Raw genomic sequence first — 12,641 nt, 5'->3', positions numbered from 1 at the left:
AAACCGACATCCAGCAGACATTGATTGTCCGCAAACGAAGCCGTTTCCACGACTTGTAATATTCCTGAAAAATTTCCGTCTTAGCATGCGCCCATTACCACGCACCTCATCCATTCTCAGGAGTAGGCATGAAACAGTCTGTTCGTCTGGCCGCATCGTTTGTTCTCGGTTCCGTCTGCCTGTCCGGCGCGGCCGCGGCCGCCGACATCACCGGCGCGGGCGCTACCTTCCCGTACCCGCTGTACGCCAAATGGGCCGCCGCCTACAAAGCCGGCACCAACAACAACCTGAACTACCAGTCCATCGGCTCCGGCGGCGGCATCAAGCAGATCCAGTCCAAGACCGTGGATTTCGGCGCTTCCGACATGCCGCTGAAGCCGGAAGAGCTGGAAAAATCCGGCCTGACCCAATTCCCCACCGTGATCGGCGGCGTGGTGCCGGTGCTGAACGTGCCCGGCATCACTCCGGGACAGGTGAAGTTCACCGGCCCGCTGCTGGCGGACATCTACTTGGGCAAAGTCGCCAAGTGGAACGACCCGGCCATCGCCAAGCTGAATCCCGGCGTCAAACTGCCGGACCTGCGCATCTCCGTGGTGCGTCGCTCCGACGGTTCCGGCACCACCTTCATCTTCACCAACTACCTGTCCAAGGTCTCTCCGGACTGGGCCAAGGAAGTCGGCTCCAACACCGCGGTCAGCTGGAAAGGCAACCCGGTGGGCGGCAAGGGCAATGAGGGCGTGGCCAACTACGTGACCCGCATCAAGGGCGCGATCGGCTACGTGGAATACGCCTACGCCAAGCAGAACAAGTTGGCCTTCGGCCTGATGCAAAACCAGGCAGGCAGCTTCGTGAAGCCGGATGAGTCCAGCTTCAAGGCCGCCGCCGCCAACGCCGACTGGAAAAAAGCGCCGGGCTTCTACCTGCTGCTGACCAACCAGCCAGGCAAGGACAGCTGGCCCATCGCCGGCGCCACCTTCATCTTGATGCACAAGAAGCAGGACAAGCCGGCGCAAGGCGGCGAAGTGTTGAAATTCTTCGACTGGGCTTACAAGAACGGCGACAAGACCGCGCTGGATCTGGACTACATCCCGATGCCGGACGCGATCAAGGGCGTGATTCGCGCCAGCTGGAAGCAAATTGCCGACAACAGCGGCAAATCGGTGTGGAACTGAGCCGCATACCATGCACGCAGGCCGGGGAAGGCTTCCCCGGCTTTTTGTCTGATAAATGAGCATGCATATGCAAAAGTTGAGTCACTCGCAGCAAATCAAAACCCAGCTGCTGCTGGACAATCTGTTCCGCTGGGTTACCCGTTTCTTCGCCTTCCTGGTGCTGGCCTTGCTGGTGGGCATCCTGATTTCGCTGTTGATCGGCGCGCTGCCCAGCATTCAAGCCTTCGGCTTCAAGTTTCTGGTCACCAGCGACTGGGATCCGGTCAATGAGCAATTTGGCGCGCTGGTGCCCATTTTCGGCACCCTGGCCACCTCTTTCATCGCCCTGCTGATCGGCGTGCCGGTCAGCTTCGGCATTGCCCTGTTCCTGACCGAATTGTGCCCCACCTGGCTGAAGCGGCCGCTGGGCATCGCGGTGGAACTGCTGGCGGGTATTCCGTCCATCATCTACGGCATGTGGGGCCTGTTCGTGTTCGCCCCCATTTTCGCCGACCACGTGCAACCGCTGCTGACCGACACCCTGGGCAATATCCCGCTGCTGGGCGTGCTGTTCCAGGGCGCGCCGATGGGCATTGGCATTTTCACCGCCGGGCTGATCCTGGCCATCATGATCATCCCCTTCATCGCCTCGGTGATGCGCGATGTGTTCGAAGTGGTGCCGGTGATGCTGAAGGAGTCCGCCTACGGTCTGGGCTCCACCACCTGGGAAGTGGTGCGCTATGTGGTGCTGCCCTACACCAAGACCGGTGTGGTCGGCGGCATCATGCTCGGCTTGGGCCGCGCGCTGGGCGAGACCATGGCGGTGACCTTCGTCATCGGCAACTCGACTCGCTTCGCCGCCGGCCTTTTCGAGCCGGGCAATTCCATCGCCTCCTCTCTGGCGAATGAATTCGCCGAAGCCAATGGCGAGCTTTATCTCTCCTCCCTGATTCAACTGGGCCTGATCCTGTTCTTCATCACCTTTGTGGTGCTGGCGTGCTCCAAACTGTTGTTGCTGCGCCTGAAGAAACAGGAAGGTCGCCCGTCCTGAACACGAGAGACGCTAACCGCATGAGCCAAACCGTTATGAATTCCGCCCTGCGCCCGCCCCAATCCGCCATTTCCTCCAAGGCCGACAGCAGCGTTTACCGCCGCCGCCGGCTGGTGAACCGCATCAATATGGGCGCGTCGATGTTCACCATGGCCTTCGGCCTGTTCTGGTTGTTCTGGATTCTGAGCACCTTGCTGCAGCACGGCTTGTCCGGACTCAACTGGGAGGTGTTCACCGCCAGCACGCCACCGCCGGGCAGCACCGGCGGCTTGGCCAACGCCATTTACGGCAGCCTGATGATGACGGCCTTCGGCACCCTGTTCGGCACGCCGATCGGCATCCTGGCCGGCATCTACCTGGCCGAGTTCGGCCAGCGCGGCTGGCTGGCGCCGGCCACCCGCTTCATCAACGACATCCTGCTGTCCGCGCCGTCCATCGTCATCGGCCTGTTCATCTACGAAGTCTACGTGGTATCGGTCGGACACTTTTCCGGCTGGGCCGGCTCCTTCGCGCTGGCCATCCTGGTGATCCCGGTTGTCGTGCGCACCACCGAGAACATGCTGCGCCTGGTGCCGGGCAGCCTGCGCGAAGCCGCGTCGGCGCTGGGCGCGCCGCAGTGGAAGGTCACCTTGCACGTCACCTTGCGCTCGGCCAAGGCCGGCGTGCTGACCGGCATTCTGCTGGCGGTGGCGCGCATTTCCGGCGAAACCGCGCCGCTGCTGTTCACCGCGCTTAACAACCAGTTCTTCAACAGCAATATGAACCAGCCGATGGCCAACCTGCCCATCGTGATCTTCCAGTTCGCGATGAGCCCGTACGAGGACTGGCACAGACTGGCCTGGGCCGGCTCTCTGTTGATCACCTTCAGCGTGCTGACGCTGAACATCGTTGCCCGCTGGATGGGCAGCCAGAAAAACCAATCGCATTAAGGCTTGCAGACCATGGCTGAAATCCACTCCAAGCTTCAGGTCAAGAATCTGAACTTCTTTTACGGTAATTTCCACGCGCTGAAGAACATCCAGCTGGAGATCGCTTCGCGCAAGGTCACCGCCTTCATCGGCCCGTCCGGCTGTGGCAAATCCACGCTGCTGCGCACCTTCAACCGCATGTACGAGCTCTACCCCGGCCTGCGCGCCGAGGGCGACATCCTGCTGGACGGCCACAATGTCCTGGGCCGCGACGTGGACGTCAACCTGCTGCGCGCCAAAGTGGGCATGGTGTTCCAGAAGCCCACCCCGTTCCCGATGTCCATCTACGACAACATCACCTTCGGCGTGAAGCTCTACGAAAAACTGTCCAAAGGCGAGATGGAGGACCGGGTGGAATGGGCGCTGCGCAAGGCCGCGCTGTGGGACGAGGTCAAGGACAAGCTCAAGCAGTCCGGCAACTCGCTGTCCGGCGGCCAGCAGCAGCGGCTGTGCATCGCGCGCGCGGTGGCGTCCAAGCCGGAGGTGCTGCTGCTGGACGAGCCCACCTCGGCGCTGGACCCGATTTCCACCGCTCACATCGAAGAGCTGATTCATGAGCTCAAAGAGGACTACACCATCGCCATCGTCACCCACAATATGCAGCAGGCGGCTCGGGTGTCGGACTACACCGCCTACATGTATTTGGGCGAATTGATCGAGTTCGGCGACACCGACTCCATCTTCACCACCCCGCAGAAGAAGGCCACCGAAGACTACATCACCGGCAAGTTCGGCTGACCCCGTCCAGGCCCTCAGACCGCCGTCATGACCTCTCCAGGCATGGCGGCTTTTAACATTATCGCGAGCGCAATTTACCATGACGGCGGCAAAAAACCGCCTAAATCAGCCGGTCTCCCGGACCGGTCTGTCAAGGCGATTCCACATGGTTTGCCGGCAAATACGACACCATTTATTTTTTTTTTATAAGTACTTGACGGCATTGGCCTTGGACACAACAATCCCGCCTTTACGATACTGTGTGCACATTTCACCATGTTGGACCTGTTTTCCGGGCTTGAGACCCACGTCGCCATCACCCTGGTGCTTTCCCTGGGCTTCGTGCTCGCCTTTGAGTTCATCAACGGCTTCCATGACACTGCCAACGCGGTGGCTACCGTTATCTATACCCAGTCGATGAAACCGCGTCTCGCGGTGTTCTACTCCGGTATTTTCAATTTCCTCGGCGTCATCACCGGCGGCCTCGCCGTCGCCTACGCCATCGTGCACTTGCTGCCCGTGGACCTGCTGATCTCGATCAACACCACCCGCGGCATGGCCATGGTGTTTGCGCTGCTGACCGCCGCCATCGCCTGGAACCTGGGCACGTGGTACTTCGGCCTGCCCGCCTCCAGCAGCCACACGCTGATCGGCGCCATTCTGGGCGTGGGCGTGGCCAACAGCCTCATCCACGGCACATCGCTGTCCCATGGCATCAACTGGAGCAAGGCCATCGACGTCGGCGCCTCGCTGCTGGCCTCGCCGCTGGTGGGCGCCTTGCTCGCCGCGCTGATCGTCATCCTGCTGCGGCGCTACCGGCCTCACAGCAATGTGCACAAGACCCCTTACCAACGCCAGCAGGTGGAAGGCCGCAAACATCCGCCGTTCTGGACCCGCTTCATGCTGATCGTGTCGTCGATGGGCGTCAGCTTCGCCCACGGCTCCAATGACGGCCAGAAAGGCGTGGGCCTGATCATGCTGGTGCTGATCGGCATCGTGCCGGCCAAGTTCGTGCTGGATCTGGACAGCACGCCCTACCAGCTGGACCGCACTCGCGACGCCGCCATTCACTTGCAGAAGTTCTACGAACGTCATCAAGTCGAACTGAACAAGATCATTCTGCCGTCCAAGGGCTCCAGCCAGTACGAATGCCACCCGCTGGAAACCGGCGACACCGTCAAGCGCCTGCTGAGCACCATGGGCGACGGCGGCGACTACCATGCGCTGAGCTCCGAACAGCGCTGGAATGTGCGCACCGAACTGCTGTGTCTGGACGACGCCGCCAAGAAGGCCTCCGCCCTGCCCAAGCTGTCCGCCGACGACAAGCAGATGCTGCAGAACCTGCGCAAGGATTTGACCACCACCACTGAATACGCGCCCACCTGGGTGATCGTCGCCGTGGCGCTGTCCCTTGGCATCGGCACCATGGTCGGCTGGCGCCGCGTGGTGAAAACCGTGGGCGAAGGCATTGGCAAGAAAGACATGACTTACGCCCAGGGCGTATCCGCGCAAATGACCGCCGCCATCTCCATCGGCCTCGCCAGCCAGTTCGGCTTCCCGGTATCCACCACTCAGGTGCTGTCCAGCGCCGTGGCCGGCACCATGGTGGCGGACAAGGCAGGCTTGCAGATGTCCACTATCCGCTCGATCGCATTGGCCTGGCTGTTCACGCTGCCGGTATCGATGTTGCTGGCGGGCGGGCTGTACTACGTGGCCTCGCTCTGGTTGTAATAAAAGTCTTGCCAGCCTCTTCAAGGCTGTCGAGAAAGCCAAAGCCACCGCATTGCGGTGGCTTTTTCTTTTGGCATTTTCCTTGCCGGAAAATTTTCGATTGACCTGGGTCAAGCTTTAAGCCGGCACTGCTTGTGCCAATATTTTATAAATTGCTAATATTTGCTCGCTTCATCATGGTTTCTCCTTTGTTGTTTGCAGCAATCCCTTTGCGCCTCAGCCCCCCAGCCGAGGCGCTTTTTTTTGCCCTATTCGAAAGCCTGCTCCAAGGCTGGAGAGCCAGAGCGAGGCAAGGCGAGAACCGCTGAGAGAACGGAATGTGGACGTGGCTCATGAGCATTTCGAAGCGGCTCTCCACGCCCTTTATCCATCCATCCCGCCGAAGCGGAGCAAGCATTTAGCCGGCTTCAAGCTTTGAGAAACTGCTCGCGTCCGGCCAGCCAACGGTCCAGATGAGCATCCACCGCCTGCGGGTGGCGCTCCAGCAGCAAGGGCGCCAGTTCCCGTGCCGCCTCCAACAGTTCCAGGTCCTCTTCCAGATTGGCGAAGCGCAGCATGGGCAGGCCGCTCTGGCGCGCGCCCAGTAGTTCACCGGGCCCACGAATCAGCAAGTCCTGCCGCGCGATCTCGAAACCATCAACATTCTCGTAAATCACTTTCAAGCGCGCCTTGGCCAAGTCGGATAACGGATTGTCGAACATCAGCACGCAGACGCTGCGCGCGCTGCCGCGCCCCACCCGGCCGCGCAACTGGTGCAACTGAGCCAGGCCCATGCGCTCTGCGTGCTCTATCACCATCAAGCTGGCGTTGGGCACATCCACGCCCACCTCGATCACCGTGGTGGCCACCAACACTTGCAGTTCGTTTCGGGCAAAAGCCGCCATCACCGCCGCTTTTTCGTCCGCCTTCATCCGGCCATGCACCAGCCCGACGCCAAGCTGCGGCAGGTCGGCGGTGAGTTGCTGATGGGTGTCCACCGCGGTCTGCAATTGCAGGGTTTCCGATTCTTCGATCAGCGGGCACACCCAGTAAGCCTGCTGCCCGTCAGCGCAAGTCTTGGCAACGTGGGCGACGATCTCCTCGCGGCGAGCGCTGTTGATCAGCTTGGTCACGATGGGCGTGCGCCCCGGCGGCAGTTCGTCTATCACCGACACGTCGAGGTCGGCGTAGAAACTCATCGCCAGCGTGCGCGGAATCGGCGTCGCCGACATCATCAGCTGGTGCGGCTCGCCGCCCTTCTCCTTCAACGCCAGCCGCTGGCCGACGCCGAAACGGTGTTGCTCGTCGACAATGACCAGGCCCAGGCGCTGGAAGGCCACCTCGTCCTGGAACAAGGCATGGGTGCCCACCGCCAGCCGCGTTTCGCCGCTGGCGATCGCCGCCATCGCTTCTTGCTTTTGCTTCTTGCGCAAGCTGCCGGCCAGCCAGCGCACGGGAACGCCCAAGGGCTCCAGCCAGGCGGACAGTTTGAGGAAGTGCTGCTCGGCCAGAATCTCGGTCGGCGCCATCAACGCCACTTGGTAGCCGGATTCAATCGCGGTCAAGGCCGCCAGGGCCGCGACGATGGTCTTGCCGCTGCCCACGTCGCCTTGCAACAGACGGTGCATCGGATGCGGCTGAGTCAGGTCGGCGCGGACTTCAGCCAAGGCCCGTTGCTGCGCGCCAGTCAGCGAGAACGGCAGGCGCTCGACCAATGCTCGGCTCAACGTGCCGTCGCCGCGCAGCGGCGGCGCGCGGCCCAGTCGTCGAGCGCGATAGGCCAAACGCATCGACAGCTGCTGCGCCAGTAATTCGTCGAACTTGAGCCGCTGCCAAGCCGGCAGTCTCGGATCGGCCAATTGGCTGGCGCTGTAATCCGGCGTTGGCAAGTGCAGCAGGCGGATCGCCTCGGCGAACGGCGTCAGCCGCAACGGCGCGGCCAGTTCCTCCGGCAGCGTCTCGCCCAAAGGCTGACTGTCCAGCTCGGCATGGATCAGCTTGCGCAACGCCGGCTGGGTGAGGCCGTTGACCGTGGGATAGATCGGAGTCAGGCTGTCCGCCAGCGGCGCGCCATTGCCCACTTCGCGGATTTTGGGGTGCACCATCTCGTCGCCGGCGAAGCCGCGGCGGATCTCGCCCAAGGCGCGCACCCGGTTGCCGGTGGTGAATTGCTTGACCTGATTGGGATAGAAATGAATGAAGCGCAGCACCAGGCTGCCGCTGGCGTCCTCAATGCGTGCCACCAGCTGACGGCGCGGCCGGAACTGGACTTCATGGGCGATCACCTCGCCCTCCACCAGCACCGCCTGGCCGTACGGCGCGTCGGCGATGGCGTACAGATGGGTCTCGTCCTCATAGCGCAGCGGCAGATGCAGGACCAGGTCGAAACGGCGGCGTATGCCCAGCTTTTCCAGCTTCTTGGCCAGTGCCGGCGCCACGGCCGGCGGCTGATTGGCGGGGTCGATTAGGGAGCTCATCAGCAGCGATTGTACCCAATCAAAGAAAAAGGCGGGAGCTGTTCGCGCTCCCGCCTTGCTCATTCTCGCCGCGCCGCGGCGCTTGCGCTTACTGACGCTCCCACACCTGAGAACGGAAGAAGGGGCCGATGTAGCCGCGCACGCGCAGCTTCTTGCCGTCTTCGATCAGCTTGGCGCCGGAGGTGTAGATCTTGCCGGACTTGGGGTCCAGAATTTTGCCGCTGCCCCACTCGGCGCCGTCTTTCTTCAGCCCCCAGAGGATTTGCATGCCGTTTACCGGCTTGCCTTTGCGATCGCCTTCGCATTTGTCGCACACCGCTTCCGGGTTGGCGAACAGCTTGATGATCTTGCCGTTCAGTTCCCCGCTGGCGCTTTCCGTGATCTGCACCAGGGCCTTGGCCTGCTTGGTTTCGTCGTCTATCGTCTTCCAGACGCCGGCGGCGCTGTCGGCCAGCGCCATGTGGCTGAACAGGCCCAGCACGGACGCCAGGCAGGCGGCTTTGGCGAATTTGCTCATCTTGATTTCCTCGCGAGTCGGGCCGAGAGGCCGCTCCGCGAACGGGCGGCCGCAGCGGCCTTTTAATTATCAGAACGCCGCCCCGGAACAGCCGGCACGCCGAAAAGAAACGTTGGTTTGGAGCAGCGGCTCTAGGATGCCAACAGCCAATGCCGCCGTCAAGAATGGAGACGAAGAGCGATGAAACTCACAAAGATATCTCTCCACGCCCTACCATCTGCACTCGCCCGCCCACCAGGATGCCGCCCTCGGCGTCCACTTGCAGATGCAGCACATTGGGCCGCGCCAGCGCCGCCCCCTGCTCCACCCGCCACTGCAAGGGTCCCAGGCCGTTGAGCGCGCACCAGCCGCCCAGATTGGCGCAGGCCGATCCGGTGCCTGGATCTTCCAGCACTGCGCCCCGCTGTTCGAAAAACAGCCGCACGGTGGCGACGCCGCCGTCCTCGTGCCACAGATAGGCGACGCTGCGCCCCGGCCTCAAGGTGGCGTCGCGCAGCAGCAAGGCATGCACCGGACGGGCGCGCAACACCGCGCCGGCGCTGGCGGCGCGAATCAGCAGCTGTTCGCTGCCGGTGTCCACCCATACTGGCTCCAGCGCGATGTCCTCCTCGTCCAGCCCCAGCATCGCCGCGGCCTGAGCGCGGCTGAGGCCGGCGGCGCGCGCGCTGGGCGGGTTCGCCCGCAAGGTGTAAACGCCGTCGCTGTGGAGGATGGGAATCAGGCCGGCGTTGGTGCGCAACTGAAAGCGGGAGTCCAGCTCCCCGCGCCAATGCAGCACCGCCGCCGCGCCCAGCGTGGGATGGCCGGCGAACGGCAGTTCCTGGCTGGGGGTGAAGATGCGCAGCCGCGCAGCCGCCTCCCCGTCCGGGAACAAAAATACGGTTTCCGACAGATTCATCTGTCTGGCCAAGAGCTGCATCTCGCGCTCGTCCAGCCCGCTGGCGTCGGAGAACACCGCCAGTGGATTGCCGCCGAAGCGCTCCTCGGCGAACACATTGACCAATTCGAACGAATACCCGCTCATGCCCCCTCCCGGAATGGATGACACGCCGCCGCGGCCAGTTTTTCCTCGACGCCGGCCAGACGCTCGGCCAGGGACTTCCTGGCCGGCGCCGCCGCCAAGGACTGCCGCAAGCGCCGCTGTTGAAGCTCCAGACCATGACAGCGGCGACGCGCTTTGTCCAGTTCCCGCGCTTGCGCACTCTCCGCGCGGCTGCGTTGCGCCTGTCGCCGCCGGGCCTCGCGCGCCTCCTCGGCGGCCCAGCGCCGGCTTTGGGCCTGGGACTCGGCCACGCCCCGGCGCTGGCGCTCATCCTGTTCCACCACGCTCAACGGGGGCGGCCGGAACGCTTCCGCCGCGCCGCCATCGGCGCAGGCCCGGTCGCGGTAGGTCAATCCGCCTTCCGCGTCCCGACATTTGTAAACCTGGGCCCAGACCAGGCCCGGCAGCAATAACAACAGTGCGATCCAGATGCTCATGCGACCTCCGCGGCAGGAATGAACGATCCGGATAGTTAACATGAAAAAAGGCGGCCTGGGCCGCCTTGTGGTCTGACATTTCGAGCAGTTGGGCTGCTCAGAGCCTGTTTACGATCTCGCGAGCAAGAGCGAGACAAGGCGAAAACGGCTGAGAAAGCGGAGTGTACACGTGGTACACGAGCCTTCTGAAGCTGTTCTCAACGCCGTATCGCCAACGCGCAGCAGATCGTGAACAGGTTCTTAGAGCACCAGAACCGCTTCCGCCTCCACCAACACGCCCTTGGGCAGGCTGGCCACGCCCACGGCGGCACGCGCCGGGAAGGGTTGGCTGAAATACTGGCCCATGATTTCGTTGAAGGTGGCGAAATTGGACAGGTCGGTCAGATAGGCGTTGAGTTTGACGATCTGGTCCAGGCTGCCGCCAGCGGCTTCGCATACCGCCTTCATGTTCTTGAACACCTGGTGGGTTTCAGCGGCGAAACCGCCTTCCACCACGTTCATGGTGGCCGGGTCCAGCGGGATCTGGCCGGACAAGTAAACGGTGTTGCCGGCTTTCACGGCTTGCGAGTAAGCGCCGATGGCGGCCGGGGCCTTGTCGGTGTGAATGATTTCCTTAGCCATTATTCATCTCCTTCTTTCAGGAACAGGGTTAATAAGTCATTGAGGAAGCGTTGGCCCTTGAGCGTGGGCCGTAACATCACGGCGTCGCGCTCAATCAGGCCTTGCGCCTCGGCTTGCGTCAACGCGGATTGTATGTCGGACAGCGGCAGACCGGTGCGCTCTTGGAACAGACGCAATTCGAAGCCTTCGGTCAGCCTCAGCAAGTTCATCATGAATTCGAACGGCAGTTCGTCGCGCGTCACCTTGCGGCTGCTTTGCAAGGGCTTGCCCTCGGCCACCGCTTTCAGATAGGCGGCCGGCTGCTTGTGACGCATCTGACGGACAATGCCGGCGTGGCTGCTGATCTTGCCGTGGGCGCCGGCGCCGATGCCGACATAGTCGCCGAACTGCCAGTAGTTGAGATTGTGCCGCGCGCGGCGGCCCGGCCGCGCGAAGGCCGAGGTTTCGTAGTGCTCGAAACCGGCGGCGGCGAGCCGCGCTTCGATCGCCTCCTGCATATCGGCTGACACTTCGTCGTCCGGCAGATTGCGCGGCGTCTCTGCGGCAAACAGGGTGTTGGGCTCTATCGTCAGGTGATAGGCGGACAGATGAGTAATCCCATAGGACAGCGCGGTGTCCAGATCGGCCAGCGCTTCGTCCAGGGTCTGCCCCGGCAACGCGTACATCAGGTCCAGATTGACGTTGTCGAAGTGGCTGAGCGCGATGTCGATGGCGCGACGCGCCTCCTCGCCGTCATGGATGCGGCCCAGCGCCTGCAAATGCGCAGGCTTGAAGCTCTGGATGCCGATGGACAAGCGATTGATGCCGGCCTCGCGGTAGCCGCAGAAACGCTCGGCCTCGAACGTGCCGGGATTGGCTTCCATGGTGATTTCCGCATCCGGCTGCAGACGCATGCGCGCGCGCACGCCGGCCAGCAGCGCGTCCATCGCCTGCGGCGAGAACAGGCTGGGCGTGCCGCCGCCCATGAAGATGCTGGTCAAGGGACGGCCCCAGACTTCCGGCAGGCTGAATTCTAGATCGCGCAGCAAGGCGTCGACATAGGCCATCTCGTCGAAACCGCTCTTGGGCTCGTGCGAATTGAAGTCGCAATACGGGCACTTGCGCACGCACCACGGGAAATGGATGTACAGCGACAGCGGCGGCAGCTCCGTCAAAGCGGGCTGCCCGCCCAAGCCCCCAAGCGCGGACAGCGAGATCTTGGTCACCTGCACGTTGCGGCTCCTTGTCGCTTCAGCCGGGCGCAGAAAGGAAGGAAGGGCTTCATGCCAGCGCGCGCAGCTTGGCCAGCAGCGCCTGCATCGCCTGGCCGCGGTGGCTGACGCGGTTCTTCTCCGCCGCATCCAGTTCGGCCACGCTACAGCCGTGTTGCGGCAGCCAGAAATGTGGATCGTAGCCGAAGCCGCCCGTGCCGGCCGCCTCGTCTTTCACCTCGCCAAACCACATGCCGTCCGCCACCAGCGGCTGCGGATCGTCGGCGTGGCGCACCAAGACCAGCACGCAGTAATACCAGGCGCGGCGGTTGGCTTCGCCTTGCAGCGCCGCCACCAGCTTGGCGTTGTTGGCGGCGTCGGACTTGGGCTCGCCGGCGTAGCGGGCCGAATACACGCCCGGCGCGCCGGACAACGCCTCGACGCAGATGCCGGAGTCGTCGGCCAACGCCGGCAAGCCGGTCATGCGGCTGGCGTGGCGCGCTTTTTCCAGCGCGTTTTCCAGGAAAGTGTGGTGGGGCTCCGGACATTCCGGCACCTGCAGTTCCACCTGCGGAATCACTTGTATGCCCAGCGGCGCCAGCAGCGAGGAGAATTCCTTCAGCTTGCCGGCGTTGTTGCTGGCCATCACTAATTTGTCGAACATTGAGAACTCCATCGAATGCGACGCAGCCCCGACGACGCCGGGGCTGCGGACATAAGTATAAGAACTTATTCAAAGTCTCGCGAGCTAGCGCGAGAC

At 62.8% G+C, this 12,641-nt stretch carries 12 protein-coding genes; 5 read left to right on the top strand and 7 right to left on the bottom strand.

Annotated features, from left to right (window positions below; all coding sequences use genetic code 11):
* Window positions 1–128: 128 nt before the first annotated feature.
* The 5 genes from pstS to DXT74_RS07800 all read left to right on the top strand — a co-directional run bounded on the left by pstS (window position 129) and on the right by DXT74_RS07800 (window position 5,618).
* Window positions 129–1,172 (top strand): phosphate ABC transporter substrate-binding protein PstS, encoded by a 1,044-nt coding sequence (gene pstS / locus DXT74_RS07820; protein WP_043642181.1) that lies wholly within the window; start codon window positions 129–131, stop codon window positions 1,170–1,172.
* 67 nt (window positions 1,173–1,239) lie between these two features.
* A complete protein-coding gene (gene pstC, locus DXT74_RS07815; protein ID WP_019103115.1) occupies window positions 1,240–2,202 on the top strand; it encodes a phosphate ABC transporter permease subunit PstC in 963 nt (320 codons plus the stop codon).
* A 35-nt stretch (window positions 2,203–2,237) separates the two neighbouring features.
* Window positions 2,238–3,131 carry a phosphate ABC transporter permease PstA gene (gene pstA / locus DXT74_RS07810; RefSeq protein WP_143330180.1) on the top strand — a complete coding sequence of 298 codons (894 nt, stop codon included), beginning with the start codon at window positions 2,238–2,240 and terminating at the stop codon, window positions 3,129–3,131.
* A 12-nt stretch (window positions 3,132–3,143) separates the two neighbouring features.
* A complete protein-coding gene (pstB, locus tag DXT74_RS07805) occupies window positions 3,144–3,908 on the top strand; it encodes a phosphate ABC transporter ATP-binding protein PstB (protein ID WP_043590752.1) in 765 nt (254 codons plus the stop codon).
* 255 nt (window positions 3,909–4,163) lie between these two features.
* On the top strand, window positions 4,164–5,618 hold the full coding sequence (locus DXT74_RS07800) for an inorganic phosphate transporter (protein WP_043642176.1): 1,455 nt from the start codon (window positions 4,164–4,166) through the stop codon (window positions 5,616–5,618).
* 407 nt (window positions 5,619–6,025) lie between these two features.
* On the opposite strand, the gene recG is transcribed toward DXT74_RS07800, so the two are convergent.
* The 7 genes from recG to rdgB form a co-directional block, all read right to left on the bottom strand.
* A complete protein-coding gene (recG, locus tag DXT74_RS07795) occupies window positions 6,026–8,074 on the bottom strand; it encodes an ATP-dependent DNA helicase RecG (protein ID WP_194427680.1) in 2,049 nt (682 codons plus the stop codon).
* A gap of 88 nt (window positions 8,075–8,162) precedes the next feature.
* Window positions 8,163–8,591: a DUF2147 domain-containing protein gene (locus tag DXT74_RS07790; RefSeq protein ID WP_043590748.1), complete on the bottom strand. Its 429-nt coding sequence runs from the start codon at window positions 8,589–8,591 to the stop codon at window positions 8,163–8,165.
* Between the two features lie 187 nt (window positions 8,592–8,778).
* Window positions 8,779–9,615: a PhzF family phenazine biosynthesis protein gene (locus DXT74_RS07785; protein WP_194427679.1), complete on the bottom strand. Its 837-nt coding sequence runs from the start codon at window positions 9,613–9,615 to the stop codon at window positions 8,779–8,781.
* Window positions 9,612–10,070 (bottom strand): DUF4124 domain-containing protein, encoded by a 459-nt coding sequence (locus tag DXT74_RS07780; RefSeq protein WP_043642171.1) that lies wholly within the window; start codon window positions 10,068–10,070, stop codon window positions 9,612–9,614. The genes DXT74_RS07785 and DXT74_RS07780 overlap by 4 nt, the downstream gene beginning before the upstream one ends.
* Before the next feature lie 240 nt (window positions 10,071–10,310).
* The gene (locus DXT74_RS07775) at window positions 10,311–10,691 is read right to left on the bottom strand and encodes a RidA family protein (RefSeq protein WP_043642167.1); all 381 of its coding nucleotides are present in this window, start codon (window positions 10,689–10,691) and stop codon (window positions 10,311–10,313) included.
* Window positions 10,691–11,902: a radical SAM family heme chaperone HemW gene (gene hemW / locus DXT74_RS07770; protein ID WP_194427678.1), complete on the bottom strand. Its 1,212-nt coding sequence runs from the start codon at window positions 11,900–11,902 to the stop codon at window positions 10,691–10,693. Before hemW ends, DXT74_RS07775 begins: the two co-directional genes overlap by 1 nt.
* Before the next feature lie 49 nt (window positions 11,903–11,951).
* On the bottom strand, window positions 11,952–12,545 hold the full coding sequence (rdgB, locus tag DXT74_RS07765) for an RdgB/HAM1 family non-canonical purine NTP pyrophosphatase (protein WP_019104483.1): 594 nt from the start codon (window positions 12,543–12,545) through the stop codon (window positions 11,952–11,954).
* Between the last annotated feature and the right edge of the window lie 96 nt (window positions 12,546–12,641).

The sequence above is a fragment of the Chromobacterium sp. Rain0013 genome, assembly GCF_015291765.1.
Lineage (GTDB): Bacteria > Pseudomonadota > Gammaproteobacteria > Burkholderiales > Chromobacteriaceae > Chromobacterium > Chromobacterium haemolyticum.
Note: the sequence above shows the minus strand (reverse complement) of the source record. Positions and strands in the feature narration are given on the sequence as shown.